The following is a 23533-nucleotide window of genomic DNA, read 5'->3' as shown; positions in this document are numbered from 1 at the left end:
GGATCAGTTTGAAGTTTCAAGGTGATATTGGATCTTTTCCTTAAAACTGTGGATATCTATTGGTTTGGAAATGTAATCGATGCATCCGGCAGCAATAAAACGCTCATCGTCACCGCGCATGGAATGTGCAGTCAAAGCTATTACCGGAATATCTTTTGTAGCTTCATCTTCCTTTAATCGTGAAAGAACTTCAAGTCCGTCCATTTTAGGCAACTGAATGTCCAGAAGGATCAGGTCAAACTCTTTCTCTTTTACCTTTTCCAGGGCTATGAACCCATCCTCTGCAGGAGTTACTTCATATCCATAGGACTCCAGCAGATCCACAGTGAGTTCCATGTTTACAGGATTGTCCTCAATTACAAGTATGTTGCACATTTTTTCCCTCGAAATATTAGCTCCCGCTTTGCTTTTAATCTTAAAACATCAGCAATATTCAGGGAGAATATTGAAATGTATTTAGGATCTGATACGGGTGATAAATATAATAAATGGATGATAATATTATGTAGTTGGTTACTCTATAAAAGCATATCGCACACCAATATTCACAATTAACATTTTCCAAATGTTGAACTATTTCTTACAAAAAATAACAGAACTGGATGGTGAGAAAATTAATCAGCAATGACGGAGTTTTACATAAGAACCATACAAGAGCTAATTCATATCCAGGTTAAAGATCAATTGAGGCATACTGAATGAAAGATAAAATTACGGACATACACCAGTCACCTTTCAGGATGGTGCTTGCAATAACCGGAGGAGGAACTGAAGCTATCGGAGAACTTCTACGCCATGGCAGAGGTTCGGACACTCTTCTTGAAGCCATTGTGCCTTACAGTAAGGAATCTTTACATGAACTGATAGGGAAAAAACCGGATAGTTATGTTTCTGCTGAAACCGCAAAGGATATGGCAATGTCAGCATATCGCCGTGCATTGCTGCTGGATTCCAGAACTGAAAAAGCAGAACCATTGAACCTGATAGGAATTGGCGTCACATGTAAACTTGTAAAGCAGGGAGATGAACGTGAAGGCAGGCAACATGAAGTATATTTTGCAAGTCAGTCATACTACAAAACTACTGTATCAGGTGTTTCTTTTGAAAAGAAAGGAAGCAGGGAAGAAGAGGAAAGTATTACAGCAAATTTCATCTTAAACAGAATAGCATCCCTGTGTAAACCGGAAAAATATGCAAAAGACGCCAACATGGAAGATAATACGAAAGATAGAACACTTATTATCGATAAAGAAACTGAAGCCGATGGTGAGACCTCAGAGCTGTTTCTAAATACACTGGAAAGTATTAATTCCGGGAAGAATTCACCACAAAAAGTAAATCTGGGAAAAAATTCCAACAAGCCATGCATTATTATGTCAGGTTCTTTTAACCCATGCCACAAGAACCATATTGAAATGGCAATGATAGCTTCTGAAAAATATGGCATGCCTGTGGATTTTGAAATATCCCTTGCCAATGTTGACAAGCCACCTATTGACTACATATCCCTGAAGGAAAGAGTGGATTCTGTCAGGGTTTGTATACAGGATATGGGAAAGGGGTCGGCAGGAAATATATATCTGAGTAACTCTCCACTTTTTGCTGATAAGGCTATTCTGTTCCCGGATTCTGTTTTTTTAATAGGGACTGACACCCTGAACAGGCTCTTTAATGTCAATTATTACAGAGAAGGTGAAGACATGCAGAGTCTTATCGATCATTTCAGGAAGTATAATATAAGGTTCCTGGTTTTCAGGAGAAAGGATGCGCAAATCTGCATTGAGATTGATATCCCGGATATCTGCGATATAGTCTCCTATGATTGCTACAATGATGACGGTACATCATCAACAAAGATACGAAATGAAAGAAAATGCAGTTTCAAATAATTCTACAGGCATCGTATATTGAAGGGCACCCTCTCATGTCATTCGTTTTTATAATATCTGCATTCACTGCTTTTGCAAGTTTATGAACAATGGCCTTTGATTTTGCTACACATTCAGCGTCCATATCATTCCAGTTACCGGATGATATGTTGTCAAGTGTCTTCTTCAGCATTAAAATTTCATCTTTTGATACGCATTCATTACTGTCTACACAGTAGTCATTTTCTTTACTCAGGTTCTTTAAATTACAGAGTATGGCATCCAGCCTGGAGCTTGTGAGCTCTTCATTAAACCTGTGCTCAGACGGATTTACATTTTCTCTCTGATAATGAACTTCCGCCAGGAACAGGAACCTGTCACATTCGTAGAACCAGTCTCTAACGTCATATAATAAATTCATACCCACACTGTGTAATGTATTGACATCCATAATATAAAAGAGTATGGAAGTAACAATGTTACTTATTTAATGACATGTTAGCAACATATAAACAGAAAAATATAATTCCTGAAAACTATCTCTAAAGTATATAAGAACATTAGCTAAATTCTGATAATTAAAGGTCTTCACTATTTATCAGGAAATATGAGCACCAGAGTTTCTCATCCCTGTAACTGAGCATACTTATTCTTTCCCTTGTCATTATATCAAATAATTTTTCTATACCCGGCGGATAGGATCCCATTGGATTAAGGGGCACAAGAGGTTCACCGTCAACCATTTCCACATAATACAGATCAGAACTAAAATTCCGTATAAAACTAATGTCATAAGCAATAAAAACAGCAATTATGTCCTGCATTAAAACAGGAGGAGTAAAATGTTCCAGATCCCTTTCTGTCAGCTCTGTGAGAGTGTTGTCCATGAATATGAATAAACCATATGCAATAAAAGTAATTTGTTACGGCTAATGCAAATATACATAGCTCTGTTGGAATAGTCTGAAAGTTACAACGTGAATAATACAATCAAAAACCGAATTATTCTAACTATACGTTTTGTTGTATATTTCAAATTTGAAATATCAAATAGCGCGCACTTAAATAAACCATAAGAAAAAAACATAAAATGATTACACATGATTAGTCCTAATTTGTAAGCCATACATAAGTATGAACAGTCATACATTTCAAGAATAAGAGTATGAATATGTAATCATAAACTCAAAGTTCAACTAACATCAGTTGAATTGGCAATAATGCAAAAACATACTAGTATGAAAAAAGAAAATCAGTAGGTCTTGCGGTTGTGACCCTGTTCTATAGACATTTTCAGGACTTCTGGTTCCCGGGACCCAAGCATAAGGCGCTTCCCATTTCTAAATTCAATCATCAGACCCTTGTTACCACTTATATTGTAGGCTTTGCCGTTTCGACCATACCTTATACCCCACCCACCATAATCCCTGAGTGGTCTATATCTCACAGCTTCAGCGGACAGTATATCGCTAAAAGGAAAATGCCTGAATGAAAGATGGAATGGGAAAAACTTCACGTAAAGACCGCTGTTGCGCACAACAACCACAAGACGGATGGACAGCATGAAAATAGGGAAAATAATTCCCATACCAATAAGGATTGCTATCATTCCTTCATCAGATGCAGGATTGCTGCCAAAAGGGCGGCCATACACAAGCTGTTCTATAGCGCCGTACCATGTCATCCCCGTGGTCACAAGTAATAATGCCAGTAACCATATTTGCCTGAATTTCTGTACTTCCCTGAATATGACAGAGTCTGCAGAACCATCGTAAGTCATCAACAAAAATAAGAAACTGAAAATATATAATCATTGTTAATATTCTGACCCGTGAGGAGAGCAAAATGTATTCTATCATCTACACCACAACTTCAAGCAAAGAGGAAGCAAAAAATATTGCCAGGGAACTTGTGGAAAACAAACTTGCGGCCTGTGTCAATATACACGCCATTGATTCTGTTTATGCATGGGAAGACAACGTTGAAGAGGATATGGAGTTTGCACTCTCAATAAAGACTTTAACTTCAAAAACACAGGATATAACCAACCATATCAGAAAGCTGCATAGCTATGAACTTCCTGCAATCATCTCATGGAAAATAAACGGGGAAGCTGAATACCTGAGATGGATATCCGAGAGCGTTGTGTAAGACGATTAAAGAAAAAAATGGAAAATATGAAAAACAAAATACATGAAAATGAATCAATGCAGAGAAACTGCATCAATTCAAAAAACTAAGTTCTTTTTATTCCGTTTTCTGTTGGATGATAGTCCTTACAGGGAATGGAATCTCAATACCTTCTTTTTCAAATTCAGCATTGATTTTAGTGTTGACTTCGTTTATTACAGTAAATTTTTCTCCGGGATGAGTTACCCACATTATCATGGCAAAGTCCAGGCTGAAATCGCCGTGATTATCGAACCTGACATAAGGTGCAGGATCATCCAGCACAAAATTGACATCTTTTGCAATGCCAGTCAGAATTTCCCTGACTTTCTCTACATCAGAACCATAAGCAACACCTATTGTCACTTTGACCATCATTGTCTCTTCAGGAGAAGTGTAATTTGTTATTTTGCTGTTGGCAATTATGTTGTTAGGGATTACAATCATGTTGTTATAGAGGTTCTTGATTCTGGTACTGCGTATACCTATTTCCTGTACTATGCCTATCTCACCGTCATCAATTTCTATCCTGTCCCCGGGCTTGAATGGCTGGTCAAAGTAAATTGAAAGACCACCGAAAAACTGGGAAATTGTATCCTGTGCTGCAAAAGCAACTGCCAGACCCACAATACCTGCTGATGCAAAAAGTGGAAGAATGTCCGCATCCCACACACCTTTCAATATTGCAAGGACTCCGAAGAAGACAATTAGCACATCAAGTATATTCTTGAATAGGGGAAGAAGCTCATCATCCATCCTGGTGTCTGTTTTTCTGACAAGATGAGAGAATACATACTTGAAGAGTATTTTATCTATTTTTAGCAGGGCAAAAATCCATAAAATACCCAGGACTGTTAGCAGAAGACCCATAATAATTTCTATGGCGGCATTTCCAGGGAGCACAATTTCTGCAGCTATGAAAGCTCCCACAAATGCAACTGTATAGAATATCGGTTTTTTAAGAGCATCAACAATGAGGTCGTCACAATCATAACTAGTCTTTGCAGCGTAATGAAGGAAGACCTTTTCAAATAAAAGATCTGCAATAAAAGCCAGTATTACAGATGCAACTATTACAATTGTTGCAGCCGCAATATCCGAACCAAAAATACCGGATTGTGACTGCACGAATTGATTAATGTAAACAGGGATTGTGTTGTTCAGAAACATGCTGCTTGGTTTGAATAAAATATATATAAACTTTTTTAAACATACAACAGGTTTAGAGAGTGGAATACCAGCAAGAAGGATAATATAGGGAACTGCAAATAATGCGGATAATGAAAGAACGCAATTCTGATGTCGCAGTCACGTGGATAGAGAAAGGGCTTAGTGAGAAGGACCCTGAAAAGAAACTACATTATTTTGGTCTGGCACTTGAGCTTGATCCGAAAAACCCGGTGGCACTCAACAACAAGGGCATGCTACTGTATAAGAAAGGGAAATTTCACGAAGCTATTGAGTGTTATGATAAAATACTCAAACAGTACAACATGTCCAGGTATCTTCCTGCTCTTTATAACAAAGCCCTGGCATTAAAGAAAATGGAACGTTTTGAGGCTGCACTTACTTTTATGAACAGGGCACTGAAACAGCAGCCAGACAATGATAAGATTAAACTGCATGTCGAAAACCTTACACTAATTGTTGAAGGAAAAGAAGAAATAAAACCACGTAAAGAAACTCAGATTCCAATAGAGAAACTTGCTGTTAACCAGGTTTACGTCCAATGGGAACCTCCTGCAGTAAGTACACTGCTTGCATATGAAATGAAATGCAGCCAGAAGGATATAAAATACTACAAAGGATTCGGGGAAGATCTTGTAAAGGAAAAGATTATTCAGGACAAACTCAACAGAAGAGCATATTGCTGTGGAACATGCCGATACCATAAAAATGAACTCTGCCAGCACAAGGACACTAAAGCAATGTCGATTTCTCTAAATGCCATATGCAGGAACTTCAGGCCAGAATAAGAATGGATAAAAAATAGAAAATAAAAAACAAAAAGAAATTGAAAAGGGTATCATAGGACACCCAGATCTGTCAGACGCTCAGGAAGATACCTGTCCGTCACAAAATCCAGACCTTTTCCTGCAAAGGCCTGCTGTTCGGCTTTTTTGTTAATTTCAAGCTGGAGACTTATCTGCTCTTTCCAGTAATCGCTGGCAAACCTTGGATCTGTAAGCTCACTTCTCAGGGCTGCAACGTCCTTGTCTGTAAGCTTATCAGTGGACAGTTCATATTCCACAATATCAGAAGGTTGAACACCAACAAACTGAGCACCCGGTGTTGCCATATGCTCTGAAAGATGAGCACTTTTAATAGCACCATAAGCCACCGATGCAAAGATACGATATGACCATGGGTCACCATCAGTAAAGACTACTACAGGAATATTCATCTCCTCATTCATCCTCTTGATGATACGACGCGTGGAACGTGCAGGTTGCCCTTTCAGGTGCACAAGAATGGCATCATTTCTTTCATCAAAACCATTCTCAATAAGCCTGGCATACATACCACCAGTCTCAACGGCAATGATGAATTTTGCATCCGTATCAAGGAATTCGATATTTTCAACGTTGAACGGAATCTGATAACCACTTTCACCTATGTCTTCCTGACAATGAATCACACGGTCGCCACGCTTAGTTTCTTCACGCAGGCGTATGGGGCCGAACATTGTTGCACCATCTTCTTCAGGGCGCATGTGGAAATATTCCCTCTGAAGACCGGAAATTATCTCAAGATCTTCGATGAGCCTGTCACTTTCAGGCTGTTCACGGAATTTTGCTATATCCCAGTTCTCTGAGATATAATACAACTCTCTTAAAGTAGATCCCCTGTTCTGCCCCAGGTGGTTTTTTACCAGAAAATCTATAACATGACTGGTTTTCAATAACTGGAAAGCACCTTTTACAGTCTTTGCGCTTCTTTCGGTTTCCCTGTCACCATAAACCCATACATCACTATCTTCACTGTATTCTATGTTGGCTTTTGTACGACTGGGAAGAGATACACTCGGAACTACCTCATCAGTAAATTGATCATACAGTTCACCTGCAAGACCGAGTAAACGGCCGCTTGCAATCTCATCATGTTCTTTTTTCTGCGTAGAAAGATTATCTGCCATTTATTTACCCCCTGATAGCTTTTGCACCGGTAACAACTTCTTCATCAAGACCCTCCACTATCAAAGTGGGTAATTTTGCTATCTCAGCTTCACTGAGTGTTGCTACAGAGTAACTGAGGACTTTAGACGCACCTGGTGAAACACTTAGCTTCCATATATAATCAAAATCACTACCCATGCTTATCACCTTGGGCTGCGGCACTGCATTTTCGATTTCAAAAGGCACCATATCATGTACATTAAAATTTTGTTTTTTACTGGTGTAATTCTTAGCCCTGATAGATATCTTTGCACCACCATTACCATCAGGTTCCACTATCCTGTCTACAAGAAGATTACCCATGACCTTTGCAACCACAGGATTTATGTCAGGAACATCGCGTTCAAGAGTTTCAGCAAGTTTGCTGGCCATTTTTGGCAGCACCTTTGTGATAATAACCTCTTTTTCACGCCTCTTTTTGAGATCATTACGTTTGTTAAGATACCTGTTCATCTTTCTGGCTACTTCCTTAATGGCAAGCTCTATCTCATCCCTTATTTCAGGAATTTCTGCCACAGCATCCTTGGATTCGGAAGTGAAAGGAACATTGGTTGATGCTACGTGAACTAAAATAACCACAGGACCTGTTGGAAGTCCTCCGCCTGGCTGGCTCAGACCATACTGCTTCCACTTAACAGACTCAATCGCATGAGTAATAACACATCCACCTTGCTGATACAGGAGCGGAACCCTGTTGGCAAAGCGCATGATATCCACACGGTCTTCTTTTTGGAGTTCACCACCAAAGGCGATACCAACTTCAACAATAAAAGGATTACCTGAGAATACAGATGCGGTTCTGGTGGTTGTGGCTATGAAATCAACACTGAACTCCTTCTCAAGTCCTTTGTAGATAAGTTCCTCACCAATAGGAGAAAGACAATCTGTAGGTGGAGCCATTATCTTTACCCTGGAGAATGCATCCAGCAATTTACGGGACTGGTCCCTTGTCATCTCATGCGGATCAAGTTCCGGGTCAAGTCCTGAGGCCTTGCATATTTCTTCTGCGGCAAGATGACCAATCTTTGAGAATGAGTAACGCAGGAAGGGGGAAAGCTTCTGTCTTTCAGTATACCTCAGCATTTTCATCAGAGTACCAAGCTCAATACCATGCGGATGAGGCAGTATCTCTTTTGCAGGAACCGGAAGTTTGTCCGTGGCCCTTTCAAAAGTTTCCTGGTTTCCATCCGGTTCAATCAGGGTAATTCTTGCATGAGGATTTACGATTGCAGTGGCTTTCAGATACTCATAGATGGACTGGCGTCTTCCCTTTACATAGGAAGCTTCCATTTCCATTTCAATGCGAGTACCATGTGGCCTGTCCCAGTCTACCACATCATCCCTGATAATCTCAGGATCGTTGGTACTGGTGTTTATCATTAACTCGTAATAGTGTGCAGGTTTTCCATGACCTATTTTAGACGTAATCTTTGTATGGTGACCTGATGTCAGTTGTGAATAAAGCACCGATGCCGATATACCTATACCCTGCTGTCCACGACTTTGTTTTAGAGCATGGAACCTTGAGCCGTAGAGGAGTTTTGCAAAGACCTTTGGAATCTGCTCTTTGATGATACCAGGCCCGTTGTCTTCCACGATGATTACCACGTTGTCTTTGCCCGAGCGTTCTATATGAAGGAAAATGTCAGGAAGTATTTCTGATTCCTCACATGCATCAAGGGAGTTATCCACTGCTTCCTTGACCGTTGTTATTAGACTGCGCGGGGCTGAATCAAAACCCAGAATTTGCCTGTTCTTTTCAAAGAACTCTGCAACGCTTATTGATTTCTGGTTTTTGGCAAGTTCTTCTGCAATTGGATTATCCATAAAAGTATCTTCCTCGTCCGTTATTGGTCACTATCCCTTGTGACCAGAAAACAATAACCACGAATATATAAAAATGTTTTTTCAGGATCATGGATACGTCTTTTCCATGATCCCAGGTTTTGAGCAAATTATGCTACTTACAGTGATTGCATATAAATTAAAAGTGAAGTGAAATCTATTTCAGCTCTGCACCCACAATTGTCTGGGTTGCGGTTACTGATTCTGTTTCACGTATAAGATCGACTATGCTGTTAAGATTACCAAGGTCATCAACCTCAATAATCACAACAAAGTCATATTCTCCAAAAACGTGATAGATGTCCTTTATACCTTCTATTCTGTTGAGTTCGTTAAAAGCTGTCCTTTCACTACCTGGCAGCACATTAACCATAGTTACGCCTATTACCATTTTATCACTTAGACAGAAGTAGGATACAAAGTATTTAGAAGTTTTCAATAATTCATTTGAGCCTCAGAAAAGAAGAAAATATCTAATAAATATAATCGACATCAAGAGCCATGTTTCAAAAATCACCTCATCATAATGATGAGTATGAGAATAATCTTTATATACTAAGAATATCATACTAGAAATTGATGAGCGGGTTATCCTCTTTTTGACAATAACCCCCACTCCCCAACCCGCTCATACTCCACTCCACTTTTCTGATACACAATATTAAAAATCAATCAGCTTGGGCTTTGTTTTTAAATATCCTCCAACCATTTGGGAAAAATCAATAATTATGACCGGATTTGTATGAACAAGCATACATATGAATACTGCTGATTTATAAAAATAACAGAGTACTTTTTTCTTTAATGTTGCACAATTCATACAGAATAATACAACAATCCAAAAAAAAGTAAATGATGATATTTCATTCATGCAGCAAATTTCATTTGAAAACAGACATTACAAATCAATCGTTTATCTTATAGGGAATAATACATCTAGAGCTCTAGAAGATGAAGCCTATAAAATACAAATCAATAAACGATACCATCCAACTTTACAGAAAATAGTATTCAATTATAAATATAGAAATAATAATAGATAATTCAAAGTTGATTATTGCACATGAATAATAGTAAATAGATATTAGAGAATATATTATAGAATATATTCAATTGATAGCAAATTCGCAGCCCCATGATAATCAACCGAAACATCAAAGATACAATCAATTAATCAATCAATCACGATTAAACCCAAAAAACTCAGAAATCAAATAATGTTTTTTGTGGTTTTGCTGCGACTTCCTTTTTGGCCGGTGCTGTTACGTCATCCTTCTTAGCGGAGTCATTCCCAAAAGCAGAATCTAATGAAGTATTATTAGAAGCTGGCAACTTATCAAAACTAAGTTGAGAAGGATCTTTCTTTGGTGCAGATTTTTGAACAAAAAATTCAGGTTCATCTGTGGGAATGAAAGCCTGACGCTTATACTGTGCATCATCATACAATGCCTGAAGCTTTTTTGTGACCTTCTTTGCCCCCAGCAGATGGAGCATTTCATCCATATCCAGCCCAAGAACAGCCACAACATCAGCAGCATATTCATCTTCCTGAATAAGACGTGAATACATACCTGCCACCTCAAGACGTGAATAACGCATTGATTCATTGCAATGAGAACCAATTTTAACAGCAATATTGTTCCTCATATTGCGCCTGGAACGCATTTGTCCCATCTTACGCCACAAAGATGGTGGCTGATATTTTACAAAACCTCCACGCACCCTGGTTTTAGAAACCACAGTCCCACCAGTCATAAGCATGCCTGCATAACGCCACATGCGATAGTTCTGGCGCCTGCGTACGCGTCCGAGGAAACGATCCGAGCGGGAAAGATAGGAATACACGGCAATAATATCAGGAGTGAGAGATTCTTCACCTTTTCCAGTGTATTGGTATGGAAGATTTTCATCAACCCAGTGAATTAGATCCTCTGGAGTTTCATCAAGATTATATGTTGCTTCCAGTGCAGAGGAAACATCCTTGCCCTTGAATATCCTTCCAACCACTTTGAATATGGACTCTTTGTTATCACGTTCAGACGTGGAAATATCCTCAATATTGATCTCGGTACGCCCCATTGCAATGGCCTGGAGATCATTGACAGCACTTCTGAAATCACCATCCGCAGATTCAGCTATTTTCTCAATAACACCCACACCGCACATGATACCTTCCTGCGATGCAATTTTCTTTAATGCCGGAACCATAGAACGGGATTGTACAGATCCAAATTTAAGTTCAAGACATAAAGAACGTACAGTAGATGAAAGACCGTAAACATCATTGGCTATCAGGATAATAGGCTGACTGGCTTTCTTTATAACATCAACTATTGCACGTGCCCCGCCGCGGTCACTGTTACCGTGCAGATTATCAGCTTCATCAAGAATTATGAGTCTCTTATCAGACGTACCTGTAAGTGTTTTCATCGTAGATGCAGAACCTGCAACCTTTTCAATAACACCTGCAGTTCTCTGGTCACTGGCATTAAGCTCAATGACTTCCCAGTTCATATCCCTGGCAAGAGCATGTGCAGACGAGGTTTTACCAATACCGGCCTGACCGTGCAATATTACTGCTCTTTTTTCAGGAGTGCCATATTCCCACTGCTCTCCCCAGTTCCTGAGATCATCTATCACTTTCTTGTGGCCAACTACATCGCCCAGTGAGACTGGCCTGTACTTCTCTGCCCATTCCATCTGCACATTCATGTTATTACCCAATATTCAGGAAAAGTAATTAATGTTTGCACCACTTTGTTGTTCTGATTGATATTATTGATGGTAGAGGTATCATCCATGGGATCGAAAAGTACAGAAAATCTCCTGGGCCTTATAGAAAAAAGGGCATTAAAGAATCGGGCAAGAGTTGCCATAGGAGTACGCAACCCAAATCCCAAAATGCTGAAGAGTGCCAGGGATGCACACGTTGCAGGGTACGCACATGTGATGCTGGTGGGCAACAAAAAAGAAATCGAAGAGATAGGAACCGATCTTGAGATAGTTGGAACAAACGATCCAGAAAGAACCATCGGAGACCTGCTTAAATCCAGATATGTGGATGCTGCAGTTAGAGGTACGGCAGGAGCATCGCAAACATTATCACACCTCAAAAAGATACTGAATCAGGAAAACCTTCACAGAATCGCATTGTTACAGACAAATGAAGGAACACCTTTTTTCATAGCGCCTGTAGGAATAGATGAAGGAAATGAACTGGCTGACAAAATTGATTTTATCAAACTTGGCGTGGAGTACATAAGAAGATTCAACATTGAGCCAGTCGTAGGAATCCTTTCCGGCGGGAGACTTGGAGATCTTGGACGTAACAGCCGTGTTGACCAGACGCTTGCTGAAGGAGACTTCATTGTAAATAGAATAAGAGAACAGGGAATAGAGGCAAAGCATTATACTATTCTAATTGAAGATGCAATTAAGGAGGCAAACTTCATACTGGCCCCTGACGGGATTTCAGGAAACCTGATATTCAGAACTCTTGTATTTCTGGGCGGAGGATACGGGTTTGGAGCACCGGTACTAATGGATGATTATGTATTTGTTGACACATCCAGAGTAGGCGGTCACTACACTAAGGCAATAATGCTTGCCAGTGCACTGGTTGATAAAGAAAATACGAATATTAATGACCAGTGACAACAATAATTTATACAGGATGCATACAATCTAATTTATTAAATACTTATTAAATTCATTTTAATCCATAGCAATAGTATTGCAACAATTAATAGTGCATAGGGAATGAGAGATATGGAAGCTGTACTGATAAAAGGAAAAACAATTGCTTCTGCATGGTCTCAGCTGATCCGCGAGATCTATGAGAAGGGAGAGGAACATAAGCCGGACTATAAGACAATGACAAAGAGAGTTCATGCCACCATATGTATTGAAGACGTGAACAATAATCAGGTTAGTCCTGCTGTACCCTTTGGAGAGAATCTTATAGCTAAATACAAGGAAGAACTTACAGAAGAATACGCAGACTGGTACAGTTCTCTTGAAGACGATGATAAGAGAAAATTTGACTACTGCTATGCCAAACAGTTATTCAGATACGGACAGGCAGCATATGACAGTGTAAATGCAAATGTAAGCAACCTGCGCCCAGGATCAAGGAGACATGTGGGCGTACTCTGGGAAAATGAAACACATATTCCTAAATTTGAAGACCAGCCCTGCTGGATTGCCTACAAGCTGGAACAATTGAATGACACGCAGGTGAGAATATACCTTCTTTACAGATCATGGGACGCTTTCGGAGGATTCCCGGCAAACATCCCGGCTATTGTCGAAGGATTTAAAAAAGTGTTCAAAGAACATGAACTTGACATCGAAATCGAATCACTTATTGCAACAGGATGGGATACACACATCTACGACACTGACTTACAGGCAGTGGAAAAAATATTCAAAACAAATGAATTATGCCCATTATGTAAGTGCATAACTCCAAAACATTCATTCATCCAAACCACTAAAGGTAAGGCTTGCCCGGAATGTAAGAAATCCATGTAATCTTACATTCATATTCTTTTTTAATGATCAAACATCCATCCTGATATCTCAATAACATGTTCATTGCTTTAGTGTAACGTCTTTTGATCTCGTATTCATATAACAATCATACACAATAAGCAACAATCATAATTTTTAAAATATATATTAGTTAATTATATATGTATGAAATATGCATACATTAATGTGATTCCACTAATCCGAGTTTCAGGGAGAGACATATCATGAAAAGACTTACTATCAGCATGTCCGATGAGCTTTTTGACAAACTGGACGTAATTGAAAACAAAAGCCTGTTCATCAGAAAGCTTATAGAAAGAGAACTTGACGCCGTGGATAATTTCTCTTCAGAAGAAGTTATTCCCTGGAGCGAAGGATTCAGTATTCTCAAAAAAGATGTTAATACAATATTCAGCCGACTTGAACAAATGGAAAACAAACTTGCAGGAATAAGCCCTGCACAAGAGAATGAACCATTGATGCAGGAATCTTTAAAGCCCCTTCTACAGGAAACTTCTGAACAAATACATGAACCACAGGATAATCTTGCACAGAATATTATCAGTCATGAAATTCCGGAACCTGTTGAACAAGTACTCGCGGAGGATATTGGCACTCAGAACATAAGTGAAAATATTGGTTCAAATCATCCGGACATGCCTGTCCCGGTTATGAATGGTACCGATATCAACATGGAAGATATGCGTGAAAATACCAGCAATGAACTTGAGATGGAGAGTTTCAAAACTGAAGATATGGGAATGATTGAAACAGAAATCCCTGAACCAGCAGTAGCAACAAATATACAGGAAACTGCCAACAATGCACCATCGATTGAAACCACTGAGCAGAACTTCAATCCGATGGAAAATATCAGCGTAGAGGAACAGATAACTCCAAAAGAAAGTACAGTTTTATTTGAAAATACGGAAGAAACATTTAACCCACCTATACCTGAAATGAAGAGGGAAAGTTCGGTAGATGCTGAAATTCCACACGAGCATAAACTCTCAGAACTGGTTGCAGAAAAAATACATAAGGAAACAGAAGTTGAAAACACTTCTTTAAAAGAGGCTGAAAAAAATCCTTTATTCATGCCCCCTGAAGGAGAAATGCAACAAACAGAGTTCCAGATGCCAGAATTGAAGCCACCGGAGCAAGAAGCAGAACAACAGGAGTTCCAGATGCCAGAATTGAAGCCACCGGAGCAAGAAGCAGAACAACAGGAGTTCCAGATGCCAGAATTGAAACCACTGGAGCAAGAAATGACACAACAGGAATTCCAGATGCCAGAATTGAAACCACCGGAGCAAGAAGCAGAACAACAGGAGTTCCAGATGCCAGAGTTTAAGCCACCGGAACAAGAAGCAGAACAACCGGAATTCCAGATGCCAGAATTGAAACCGCCGGAGCAAGAAGCAGAACAACAGGAATTCCAGATGCCAGAATTGAAACCGCCGGGGCAAGAAACAGAACAACCGGAGTTCCAGATGCCAGAGTTTAAGCCACCGGAACAAGAAGCAGAACAACCGGAGTTCCAGATGCCAGAGTTTAAGCCACCGAAGCAAGAAGCAGAACAACCGGAGTTCCAGATGCCAGAGTTTAAGCCACCGGAACAGGAGCTGGGACAAACGGCATTTGCGATGCCGGAGCTAGAAACATCAGGATCACCAGCAATGCCAGATACAAATGAAGCTGAGTTAGTTATGCCGGAAATGAAAGCACCTGAAATGCCGCCTATTGCCGGAGAATCGATGCCACCATTTAATACAGGAACAGAAGCTGCACCTGAAATACAAACTGAAACAGCTCAGATGCAAGCATCAAAAGTTTCACCTGATGTAAATCAGAGTGCAGGGACTAAGCCGGACAAACTGGAAACCAATATTCTAATGTATATGCCACGCGGAGCTAAAGTTAAAAAAGAGATCATAAAGAGTCTGGTATCACGCCAGTTCAGTCAGGAAGACATTGACAGGAAGATACAGGAACTGGTTGCAAGAGAAATACTCATACTTAAGCAGGAAAATGGTGTTGAACAGCTTCACAGACTAAAGTAAAACCAGTAGTGATATCGGACTGGATGTGAACATCAGATTAGGCCGGATCTTTCAGAAGACATTTCTGAAAAGATAATTCCTGATGAGCATTGTTTGCAAACATTACGGGAAGTGTCAAAGCAACTACTGCAAACAAGCCTGCCGCATAGACTACATGTGTTCAGACCGGATACAGAACCACATATAGCACAAATACCCACTCTTTCCATTAAGGAATAGTCTTGTAATTTTAAATAAAAATCCATCGGTCAAGCATAAAAAAGAAAGAAAGAGCATATCTGTTAGGATCTACCCTGACACATTATAATATAAAAATAAAAATGGCACTATTCGATAATAGCACCCTTGTTCGCGGAACTTACAAATTTTCTGTACCTTGCAAGGTAACCGGTAACCTTCTTTTCCAACGGGACAAAAGTTTTCCTGCGCTCTGCAAGCTCTTCTTCAGATACCTTCAGGTCAAGTTTTCTTGCAGGAATGTCTATCTCGATTATATCGCCTTCTTTTACAAGACCAATGGGACCGCCTTCCTGTGCTTCAGGAGAGATGTGACCGATACATGGACCCCGGGTTCCACCGGAGAAACGACCATCTGTAACAAGAGCAACTTTATCGATAAGACCCATTCCGGCAATAGCTGATGTTGGAGATAGCATCTCACGCATTCCAGGACCACCTTTTGGACCTTCATAGCGTATAACAACAACATCACCGGCAACAATCTTCTTGGCAAGGATTGCAGCCATTGCATCTTCCTCACTGTCAAATACCCTTGCAGGTCCACTGTGCTTTAGCATCTTTGGGTCAACTGCTGCCTGTTTGACAACTGATCCATCAGGAGCAAGACTTCCTTTAAGTACGGCAATTCCACCTTCTTCATGGATTGGAGATTCCATTGTACCCATAATTCTTGCATTGAGTTTTGGATTTACAATGATAAGCTCTGATAGGTTATCCCCAACAGTCTTACCATTAACTGTTTTTTCATCAAGATTAAGACTGGACTGGAGCCTGGACATGATTGCCTGGACACCGCCTGCCCTTTCAAAGTCAAGCATGTAATTTTCTCCGCCAGGTTTGAGAGAGATAAGATGAGGAGTGCTTTTACTGAGCCTGTCAAATACATCAAGGCTAAGCTCAAGTCCAAAGGCATGGGCAATTGCAGGAAGGTGAAGTGTAGTATTAGTACTGCCACCGATTGCCATATCTACCATTATGGCATTTTCAAATGATTTCATTGTGACAACGCTACGAGGATTAAGACCTTCATTAACCATTGAAACAATCCTTTCACCTGATTCTTTTGCAAGCCTTATTTTCTTAGCATCTGCTGCATGGGCAGTTCCACACCCTGGAAGACTCATACCAAGTGCCTCAGTCATACATGCCATGGTGTTTGCAGTGTACATCCCGGCACATGAACCAGCACCACTGCATGAGCAGTCTTCGAGGAGTTTCAGTTTTTCATCTGATACTTTTTCAGACTGGCATTCTCCGACTCCTTCAAATACAGATATGAGATCCCTTGGCTCATCATCAACATAACCCGGAATCATTGGACCGCCTGTAACCACAATTGCAGGAATGTCAAGGCTTCCTGCTGCCATAAGGTGACCGGGAGTAATCTTGTCACATGCTGTTATCATAACCATTCCATCAAGCTGGTGACCCTGAAGGACAAGCTCTATGGAATCTTCGATTGCCTCACGGCTTGGGAGGGAATATTTCATTCCTTCGTGACCCATGGCAATTCCGTCACAAATACCTATAGTATGGAATTCAAATGGGACACCACCGGCACTTCTGATACCTGCCTTTACGGCCTCTGCAACTTTGTCAAGATGAATATGACCGGGGATGAGTTCATTCCTGGAGTTTACAACTGCAATGAACGGCTTTTTCATTTCAGAATCTGTTACACCGGTTGCCTTCAAAAGAGAACGGTGAGGCGCGCGTTCGAGTCCTTTCTTTGTCTTGTCACTTCTCATTGGAAAACCTCGTTTGATGCATTCACAGCATGCTTACAACTAATATAGGTAATGGAAAAAGGAATATATAAGAAGTGTGTGCCGCCAAAACATTGGAAATGTGAATATTCAAATACAACAACAAATGCTAACCGTTTTTAATACGTATAATACTAAAGCATAATATACCATATCATGAAGATATTTATGACATATTGCGTGTGCATACAAATATGAATAAGCTTACAGAATTTCATATAAATCATACATATTGTATTCTTTAATAGCTGACATAATATTACATGTATGCAGCATCAGAAATGAAGAATTCAGTAAGTGTATCGTTAATAGACTCAAAATAGAATTGCCACCGTACTAAGCAGATTTGTCAATAATTTCATTTTGCAATTATAATCCTGACATCCTCAATTTGAACAGCAATTCAACAACAAAAGACATAGTTGAAAACTGTTTTGTTTAATCCATTATATACTGACCGTCTGATTAAATATGCTTAAAGACCTATAGGACATCATATTGGAAATTGATGGGAAATATACACAACCATGGAAAAACAGCAACAGTAAGCACACAAATAAAACAAATATAATAGAAAATAGATACTTGCATATATACAAAGTAATAGATACATCATATCCAATATAATGCAATAAAGATAATATTTCGTACACATATTAATCTGATTTTTTAGTAAAAAACAAGAAGAGAAGCATGAGAGCAGTAATAATTGACGGATATGTGGACGAGCCGGCATGTTTCGGAGTTCCACCTTACATTTCCCCATACATCAGATACATAGCAGGTGCCTTAAGAGAAAACGGATTTCAGGAAGAAAATATAGCATATTTTACAATTGATAATCTGCGCAAAGATATCACCGAGGCACCCAGACTCATAAATCGGGCAGACATAGTTGTAGTTCTTGCCGGTATGACAGTTCCAGGCAAATACCTGCGTTCAACACCTATCAATTTAGGCGAGATAGAAAGCATATTCAGTGCCACCAATGGAACTAAAATACTGGGAGGACCCATCAGGCTTGGTTTCTCGCTGGAAGGTGGAAAGAAAGCTGAATGTGATATTATAACTAACACAGATGTGTGTATTTCAAGCAAGGACATAGAGGCTTTTGTCTTTGATACAACAGGAGACAGTGCACAGTCTCCGGAAGATTTTGAACATCGATTCAGAACCGTTGAAGAGATAGGAAGATGGAGTACAAAAGGCAGTTTTATTATCAAAAAACATCCTGATTATCCTAATGTGATGTGTGAAATTGAAACATACAGAGGTTGTGGACGTAAGCAGCACTGTTCATTCTGCACGGAACCATCATACGGAAACTCGGATTACCGGCCAATTAAGGATGTCGTATCAGAAGTTTCAGAACTCTATAAACACGGTGCAAAGTTTTTCAGAATAGGAAGACAGCCTGACATTCTAAGCTATCATGCAAAGGACAAAGGAGGAGAAATGCCTGAACCTGATCCACAGGCCATACATTCCCTGTACAAAGGAATCAGAAACGTTGCGCCCGATCTGAAAGTACTCCACATGGATAATGCCAATCCAGGAACAATTGCAGCTTATCCGGAACTAACCAGGGAGATCTTTAAAACCATCGTAAAATATCATACACCGGGAGATGTGGCGGCACTTGGAATGGAAAGCGCGGATCCTGAAGTAGTAAGAGCTAATGGTCTTAAAGCAATGCCTGAGGAAATATTTGAAGCTATCAAAATCATTAATGATGCAGGAAGAAGCAGAGGAGTTAACGGAATGCCTGAACTCCTCCCAGGAATCAATATTGTTCACGGACTTATGGGAGAATCAAAAAAGACATTTGAACTAAACTACGAATTCCTCAAGAAAGTTCTTGACGAAGATCTTCTCCTTCGAAGAATAAATATACGCCAGGTGATGGCATTTCCAGGCACCCATATGTATGGGAATGACGAACTTGTAAGAAAGCACAAGCAGATATTCCTGAAATATAAGGAAAAGATCCGAAAAGAAATCGATATGCCAATGCTCAAAAAAATAATTCCTGCAGGTACTGTACTCAAGAACCTGATGTGTGAATTAAATAGCGAAAGAATTTGTTTTGGCAGGCAGATGGGATCATACCCCTTGCTTGTAGGAATTCCCGCAAACCAGGAACTTGGAAAGTTCATAGATGTTACAGTAACAAGACATGGCCACCGATCCATTACAGGAATACCATATCCACTGAACATCAACACTGCTTCAATGTCACTTTTACAGGAACTGCCAGGAATAGGTAAGAAACAAGCCAATCTTATCAATAGGGAAATGCCTTTTAAAAACGCAGAAGATTTTGTTGATAGGACGGGAAAAGAAGAATTACTTCCATACATCGGCTTCTAAAAGCCTATTTTAGGAAGTTCTTGATAAAATCAGTATCCTTCAAAATCTTGAAACTAACAAAACCACCTACGCAAATATTCATATAGAAAGTGAAAGCCCTCCAGGCAATTACTGCAATTCCAAGTAATGATGACGGAATGAAAAGAGAAAAAGCAGTTGTTCCTGCAAACTCAGCAACTCCGCTTGCACCAGGAGTTGCAGGTATGACAAGTAAGACCATAACTATAATCTGTGATGCAAAGACTATGAGCGGATCAGGGTGCTGGTTAAGACCAAGCAATATCACATAAAGCATGGAGAAATCTACAAACCAGAAGACTATTGTGTATAAGACTCCAAAAGAAAGCCCACGCCTGCCATCAGTTAGCAATATTGAAATGCTGTCATGAAAATGCTCAAGCTCAGAGTCAACTCTTTTTATGATTTTTTCTAATGCAGCATCTGTTTTCCTTCCCAAAAACGGAGCCATCCTCTTTACAACAAAATAAACTACATTTTTAGTTGGATCTGGTTTCCATATAGCATACAAGGTAAGAAACAGTATGAAAGTAAGACCTAATTCTGCAAAGATAAACATGGCATCAAAAACAGAATCATTGAGAACACCGCGTATGACATATATGGAAACTGGTGCTAAAGCGAGGATAAGTATGCCATCAAGTATTCTCTCCCCAAGAACAACAGCTGTGGCTCTTCCTAGTGGAATCTTTTCTTCATGAAGGAGGTGGATTCTTAAAGGCTCACCACCTAAAGAAGAAGGCGTGATAGATGCTGCCAGAGTACCTGATGTTACTATTTCACAAGCTTTAGTATAGCCAACATCAAAACCAAGTGCTTTACAAAGTGAACGTGTACGCATACCCCATACTACATAGCTAAGAGCATGTACGCATGCAGCAGCTAAGATATAAACAGGTTTTATCTGCATAAGGGCAGACAAAGTATTTGAATCAAAAGTAAATGCAACAACGATCAAACCCGATACAAGACTTATTAGTAAAGATATGAGAATCCATTTCTCAATTTTATTCATGACCCCAACCCTGCATAAATGTGTGATGTGTATGAATCAATGCATACACAATCAATACTATATAATTACAATCAACGAAATTCATTCACCAAGCATATCTTCTTTTACACTTGTCCCTGTGGAGATAGATCTTTTTGGCCAGATCCTCACATTAGAATGAACTGTAACATCATTTTCGATATTGACTTCCGGACCAATAACAGTTCCGTTTTCAAGACTACAGTTGTCACCTACAACAGTACCATTATCAATAATAGAACCGGAAACATTTGAATTATGCCCTATTGACACGTTATTGAACATATAAGAAGATAATATTCGAGTATCATTGTTGATGGTACAATTGGAACCTATTGCCGTATATGGTCCGATAAGAACGTTATCACCTATAGTCGTATTTTCACCAATAACTATAGGACCCACAATCGCAGAATTGGACCCGACAGTCACGTTATGACCAAGAGAAACAGGACCTTTTATACGGGCATCCAGTGTTTTAAAATGACCTTCAATTGTAGTTCCGGGGAGTGACTCCAACATCCAGCGTTGTGCCTGCCTGTAAGCCTGTGGGCTTCCAACATCAGTCCATCTGCCCCTGGCAAGAATACCGTTTATCTTCCGTTTTTTCTCAAGTATATCCGGGAAAAGATCCTTCGCAAAATCATATTGTTTGCCTTCCGGAATCCAGTCAAATATTTCCGGATCACATACATAAATACCTGTACTTGCAAGATTACTGAATATTTCACCGGGCCCTGGTTTTTCAAGGAAACGTCTGATCCTGTTATTCACATCCATATCTGCGATACCGAATTCACGAGGATCATCAATGGATAAAAGCCCGATTGTTACAAGTGCATCCGTCATTTCATGGAACCTGTACATCTCCCTTAAATTCAGGTTGAGTACATGATCGCCTCCAAGAACTATAAACGGACTGTCACGAAGATATTCCTCTGCATTCTTAACGCCTCCGGCAGTCCCAAGTTTTTCATCTTCATAAACATAATCGATATGGACTCCGAATATTCTCCCATCACCTAACTGCTCCTCGATTTTTTCAGCCATATACCCGAGGGTTATTACAATATCGTTGAAACCTTCTTTTGAAAGGTGTTCTATTAAATGTACAACAGACGGTTTGTTAAGAATAGGAATACTTGGTTTTGGACGGGCAAAAGTTAAGGGACGAAGCCTTGTCCCCTCTCCACCACACATAATACAGGCTTTCATATTTTAGTATGAGGGTATTTTTTACATATATGTTTAGCGGATTATTAAACTAAAAAATATAGAATCCGAAAGCAATTAAAGGACTGTTACGTCACTACTGCTATCTACAACAACTTCAATCTCACCTTCATACTCTGAAACTGTTCCGGATATCAGTACCCTGTCATTTACTTCAACCATCGAGTCAACATCATTGGAACCGCTGCCTGATGGTACAAACACTTTAACTGAACCTGAACCATAATCCACATCCATTAGCAAATGGTCACCTGAATAAGTGAAGCGTTTTGTGAGAATATCACCTTCAAGCCTTACTTTATCCCCTGGAACAGAAGATGAACTAAAAGAAATAGAATCATCTGAAGGACTCCCGGAATAAAAATAAGTATATGCAATGGCCAGAGAGAAAAGGGCCATGCATAAAAGAATAACTACAATTTTTTCTTCTTTTTCCATAATCAAACCTGATCAGGCATCTTCAGATCCTTCTATTGAAACCAGTTCAATATCAAAGATAAGAGTCTTACCAGCAAGATGATGATTAAAGTCAACTGTCACGTTTGTTTCGTTGACATTCAGAATAACTCCCGGATAACCCTGGGCATATATAGTTTCACCAACAACAGGAGTCATATTTACTGCTTCAAAGTCTTCAACTTTGTATGATATAATACGTTCATCCTTCACTTCACCATAAGCTTCTTCAGATGGAATTGTAACAGTTTTCTCTTCACCTACTTTCATACCAATTACAGCAGCATCAAAACCATCGATCATCTGACCCGCACCTGCAACAAAAGAAAGAGGTTTGTATTCCCTGAGAGAATTGTAAATTCCATTTTCCTGGGCAATATCTGCTTTTGAAGTATCAAAAACAGTTCCATCCTCAAGCATGCCGGTGTAATTTACAGAAATATTGTCACCTATTTGTACTACCCTGGAGTTAGCAGGGTTGTCAGAATCTGTACAACCACTTGTTAGCAGCATACCTGTTAAAAGTAAAAGAAGGAATATTTTTTTCACACAATCACCAATTAAGTTAATTAATACTTTTCATAACACTGGAAGCAGACTCATAACCCACAACAAGAATTATTGATACAGACATACATGAGTAGGTTTTTGCTATATAAGGTTACTGAAAATCTTTTAATTTAAACTATTTTGCTGTTAGTAAATGTATTTACGAATGTAAATTGTCAAGAAAAGATTAATATATAAAGTAATACCATAATTATTG

22 protein-coding genes are annotated in these 23533 nt (G+C 39.5%); 7 read left to right on the top strand and 15 right to left on the bottom strand.

The genetic code is table 11. The features are described 5' to 3' along the window. Positions 1-3 precede the first annotated feature (3 nt). Positions 4-375: a response regulator gene (locus V7O61_RS05035; protein ID WP_023844136.1), complete on the bottom strand. Its 372-nt coding sequence runs from the start codon at positions 373-375 to the stop codon at positions 4-6. Between the two features lie 323 nt (positions 376-698). Between V7O61_RS05035 and V7O61_RS05030 the strand changes: the two genes are divergently transcribed. Further along, positions 699-1889 carry a hypothetical protein gene (locus V7O61_RS05030; RefSeq protein WP_407282552.1) on the top strand — a complete coding sequence of 397 codons (1191 nt, stop codon included), beginning with the start codon at positions 699-701 and terminating at the stop codon, positions 1887-1889. On the opposite strand, the gene V7O61_RS05025 is transcribed toward V7O61_RS05030, so the two are convergent. The 3 genes from V7O61_RS05025 to V7O61_RS05015 form a co-directional block, all read right to left on the bottom strand. After that, a complete protein-coding gene (locus V7O61_RS05025; RefSeq protein WP_048135042.1) occupies positions 1882-2289 on the bottom strand; it encodes a hypothetical protein in 408 nt (135 codons plus the stop codon). The genes V7O61_RS05030 and V7O61_RS05025 overlap by 8 nt on opposite strands. 157 nt (positions 2290-2446) lie before the next feature. After that, positions 2447-2755, bottom strand: a complete 309-nt coding sequence (locus V7O61_RS05020; protein WP_023844139.1) for a hypothetical protein — start codon at positions 2753-2755, stop codon at positions 2447-2449. A gap of 365 nt (positions 2756-3120) precedes the next feature. Next, positions 3121-3648, bottom strand: coding sequence for a DUF6141 family protein (locus tag V7O61_RS05015; protein ID WP_407282553.1), 528 nt, complete (start codon positions 3646-3648; stop codon positions 3121-3123). A 65-nt stretch (positions 3649-3713) separates the two neighbouring features. On the opposite strand from V7O61_RS05015, the gene cutA reads away from it, so the two are divergent. Beyond that, the gene (gene cutA, locus V7O61_RS05010; protein WP_023844141.1) at positions 3714-4019 is read left to right on the top strand and encodes a divalent-cation tolerance protein CutA; all 306 of its coding nucleotides are present in this window, start codon (positions 3714-3716) and stop codon (positions 4017-4019) included. Between the two features lie 96 nt (positions 4020-4115). Here the strand turns inward: cutA and V7O61_RS05005 are convergent, their stop codons facing one another. Continuing rightward, positions 4116-5207 carry a mechanosensitive ion channel family protein gene (locus V7O61_RS05005; RefSeq protein WP_023844142.1) on the bottom strand — a complete coding sequence of 364 codons (1092 nt, stop codon included), beginning with the start codon at positions 5205-5207 and terminating at the stop codon, positions 4116-4118. Between the two features lie 110 nt (positions 5208-5317). On the opposite strand from V7O61_RS05005, the gene V7O61_RS05000 reads away from it, so the two are divergent. Further along, positions 5318-6013, top strand: a complete 696-nt coding sequence (locus V7O61_RS05000; RefSeq protein WP_407282554.1) for a tetratricopeptide repeat protein — start codon at positions 5318-5320, stop codon at positions 6011-6013. 50 nt (positions 6014-6063) lie between these two features. On the opposite strand, the gene V7O61_RS04995 is transcribed toward V7O61_RS05000, so the two are convergent. The 4 genes from V7O61_RS04995 to V7O61_RS04980 form a co-directional block, all read right to left on the bottom strand. Next, a complete protein-coding gene (locus V7O61_RS04995; RefSeq protein WP_407282555.1) occupies positions 6064-7173 on the bottom strand; it encodes a DNA topoisomerase IV subunit A in 1110 nt (369 codons plus the stop codon). A 4-nt stretch (positions 7174-7177) separates the two neighbouring features. After that, the gene (locus tag V7O61_RS04990; RefSeq protein ID WP_407282556.1) at positions 7178-9040 is read right to left on the bottom strand and encodes a DNA topoisomerase VI subunit B; all 1863 of its coding nucleotides are present in this window, start codon (positions 9038-9040) and stop codon (positions 7178-7180) included. A 175-nt stretch (positions 9041-9215) separates the two neighbouring features. Continuing rightward, positions 9216-9449: an Lrp/AsnC ligand binding domain-containing protein gene (locus V7O61_RS04985; RefSeq protein WP_023844146.1), complete on the bottom strand. Its 234-nt coding sequence runs from the start codon at positions 9447-9449 to the stop codon at positions 9216-9218. Positions 9450-10261: 812 nt separating this feature from the next. Then, positions 10262-11770, bottom strand: a complete 1509-nt coding sequence (locus V7O61_RS04980; RefSeq protein WP_407282557.1) for a replication factor C large subunit — start codon at positions 11768-11770, stop codon at positions 10262-10264. 87 nt (positions 11771-11857) lie between these two features. Here V7O61_RS04980 and mtxX point away from each other — a divergent pair, with 87 nt between their 5' ends. From mtxX to V7O61_RS04965, 3 genes are all read left to right on the top strand, one after another. Further along, on the top strand, positions 11858-12712 hold the full coding sequence (gene mtxX, locus V7O61_RS04975; RefSeq protein WP_407282558.1) for a methanogenesis marker protein Mmp4/MtxX: 855 nt from the start codon (positions 11858-11860) through the stop codon (positions 12710-12712). Between the two features lie 105 nt (positions 12713-12817). Continuing rightward, positions 12818-13591: a thymidylate synthase gene (locus V7O61_RS04970; protein ID WP_407282559.1), complete on the top strand. Its 774-nt coding sequence runs from the start codon at positions 12818-12820 to the stop codon at positions 13589-13591. Between the two features lie 224 nt (positions 13592-13815). Continuing rightward, positions 13816-15651 (top strand): hypothetical protein, encoded by a 1836-nt coding sequence (locus V7O61_RS04965; protein ID WP_407282560.1) that lies wholly within the window; start codon positions 13816-13818, stop codon positions 15649-15651. Positions 15652-15683: 32 nt separating this feature from the next. On the opposite strand, the gene V7O61_RS04960 is transcribed toward V7O61_RS04965, so the two are convergent. Then, entirely contained in the window at positions 15684-15860 is a 177-nt protein-coding gene (locus V7O61_RS04960) for a hypothetical protein (protein WP_084323960.1), read from the bottom strand. Between the two features lie 117 nt (positions 15861-15977). After that, positions 15978-17639, bottom strand: a complete 1662-nt coding sequence (ilvD, locus tag V7O61_RS04955) for a dihydroxy-acid dehydratase (RefSeq protein ID WP_023844150.1) — start codon at positions 17637-17639, stop codon at positions 15978-15980. 711 nt (positions 17640-18350) lie between these two features. Between ilvD and V7O61_RS04950 the strand changes: the two genes are divergently transcribed. Further along, a complete protein-coding gene (locus V7O61_RS04950) occupies positions 18351-20027 on the top strand; it encodes a radical SAM protein (protein WP_407282561.1) in 1677 nt (558 codons plus the stop codon). 4 nt (positions 20028-20031) lie between these two features. On the opposite strand, the gene V7O61_RS04945 is transcribed toward V7O61_RS04950, so the two are convergent. From V7O61_RS04945 to V7O61_RS04930, 4 genes are all read right to left on the bottom strand, one after another. Next, complete coding sequence (locus V7O61_RS04945; RefSeq protein WP_023844152.1) at positions 20032-21060, bottom strand: flippase-like domain-containing protein; 1029 nt, start codon at positions 21058-21060, stop codon at positions 20032-20034. A gap of 81 nt (positions 21061-21141) precedes the next feature. Further along, positions 21142-22293: a sugar phosphate nucleotidyltransferase gene (locus tag V7O61_RS04940; RefSeq protein WP_023844153.1), complete on the bottom strand. Its 1152-nt coding sequence runs from the start codon at positions 22291-22293 to the stop codon at positions 21142-21144. A 75-nt stretch (positions 22294-22368) separates the two neighbouring features. Then, positions 22369-22749, bottom strand: a complete 381-nt coding sequence (locus V7O61_RS04935) for an OB-fold nucleic acid binding domain-containing protein (protein ID WP_407282562.1) — start codon at positions 22747-22749, stop codon at positions 22369-22371. Between the two features lie 12 nt (positions 22750-22761). Then, complete coding sequence (locus tag V7O61_RS04930) at positions 22762-23316, bottom strand: peptidylprolyl isomerase (RefSeq protein ID WP_407282563.1); 555 nt, start codon at positions 23314-23316, stop codon at positions 22762-22764. Positions 23317-23533 lie beyond the last annotated feature (217 nt).

Origin of the sequence: Methanolobus sp. WCC1 (genome assembly GCF_045690315.1) — an archaeon.
Classification (GTDB): domain Archaea; phylum Halobacteriota; class Methanosarcinia; order Methanosarcinales; family Methanosarcinaceae; genus Methanolobus; species Methanolobus tindarius.
This window is presented reverse-complemented; position numbering and strand designations above follow the sequence as displayed.

Excerpts from the sequence above, each read along its gene's own strand:
- V7O61_RS05035 (WP_023844136.1), bottom strand. The coding sequence starts at position 375 with ATGTGCAACATACTTGTAATTGAGGACAATCCTGTAAACATGGAACTC.
- V7O61_RS05030 (WP_407282552.1), top strand. The coding sequence starts at position 699 with ATGAAAGATAAAATTACGGACATACACCAGTCACCTTTCAGGATGGTG.
- V7O61_RS05025 (WP_048135042.1), bottom strand. The coding sequence starts at position 2,289 with ATGAATTTATTATATGACGTTAGAGACTGGTTCTACGAATGTGACAGG.
- V7O61_RS05020 (WP_023844139.1), bottom strand. The coding sequence starts at position 2,755 with ATGGACAACACTCTCACAGAGCTGACAGAAAGGGATCTGGAACATTTT.
- V7O61_RS05015 (WP_407282553.1), bottom strand. The coding sequence starts at position 3,648 with ATGACTTACGATGGTTCTGCAGACTCTGTCATATTCAGGGAAGTACAG.
- cutA (WP_023844141.1), top strand. The coding sequence starts at position 3,714 with ATGTATTCTATCATCTACACCACAACTTCAAGCAAAGAGGAAGCAAAA.
- V7O61_RS05005 (WP_023844142.1), bottom strand. The coding sequence starts at position 5,207 with ATGTTTCTGAACAACACAATCCCTGTTTACATTAATCAATTCGTGCAG.
- V7O61_RS05000 (WP_407282554.1), top strand. The coding sequence starts at position 5,318 with ATGAAAGAACGCAATTCTGATGTCGCAGTCACGTGGATAGAGAAAGGG.
- V7O61_RS04995 (WP_407282555.1), bottom strand. The coding sequence starts at position 7,173 with ATGGCAGATAATCTTTCTACGCAGAAAAAAGAACATGATGAGATTGCA.
- V7O61_RS04990 (WP_407282556.1), bottom strand. The coding sequence starts at position 9,040 with ATGGATAATCCAATTGCAGAAGAACTTGCCAAAAACCAGAAATCAATA.
- V7O61_RS04985 (WP_023844146.1), bottom strand. The coding sequence starts at position 9,449 with ATGGTAATAGGCGTAACTATGGTTAATGTGCTGCCAGGTAGTGAAAGG.
- V7O61_RS04980 (WP_407282557.1), bottom strand. The coding sequence starts at position 11,770 with ATGAATGTGCAGATGGAATGGGCAGAGAAGTACAGGCCAGTCTCACTG.
- mtxX (WP_407282558.1), top strand. The coding sequence starts at position 11,858 with ATGGGATCGAAAAGTACAGAAAATCTCCTGGGCCTTATAGAAAAAAGG.
- V7O61_RS04970 (WP_407282559.1), top strand. The coding sequence starts at position 12,818 with ATGAGAGATATGGAAGCTGTACTGATAAAAGGAAAAACAATTGCTTCT.
- V7O61_RS04965 (WP_407282560.1), top strand. The coding sequence starts at position 13,816 with ATGAAAAGACTTACTATCAGCATGTCCGATGAGCTTTTTGACAAACTG.
- V7O61_RS04960 (WP_084323960.1), bottom strand. The coding sequence starts at position 15,860 with ATGGAAAGAGTGGGTATTTGTGCTATATGTGGTTCTGTATCCGGTCTG.
- ilvD (WP_023844150.1), bottom strand. The coding sequence starts at position 17,639 with ATGAGAAGTGACAAGACAAAGAAAGGACTCGAACGCGCGCCTCACCGT.
- V7O61_RS04950 (WP_407282561.1), top strand. The coding sequence starts at position 18,351 with ATGAGAGCAGTAATAATTGACGGATATGTGGACGAGCCGGCATGTTTC.
- V7O61_RS04945 (WP_023844152.1), bottom strand. The coding sequence starts at position 21,060 with ATGAATAAAATTGAGAAATGGATTCTCATATCTTTACTAATAAGTCTT.
- V7O61_RS04940 (WP_023844153.1), bottom strand. The coding sequence starts at position 22,293 with ATGAAAGCCTGTATTATGTGTGGTGGAGAGGGGACAAGGCTTCGTCCC.
- V7O61_RS04935 (WP_407282562.1), bottom strand. The coding sequence starts at position 22,749 with ATGGAAAAAGAAGAAAAAATTGTAGTTATTCTTTTATGCATGGCCCTT.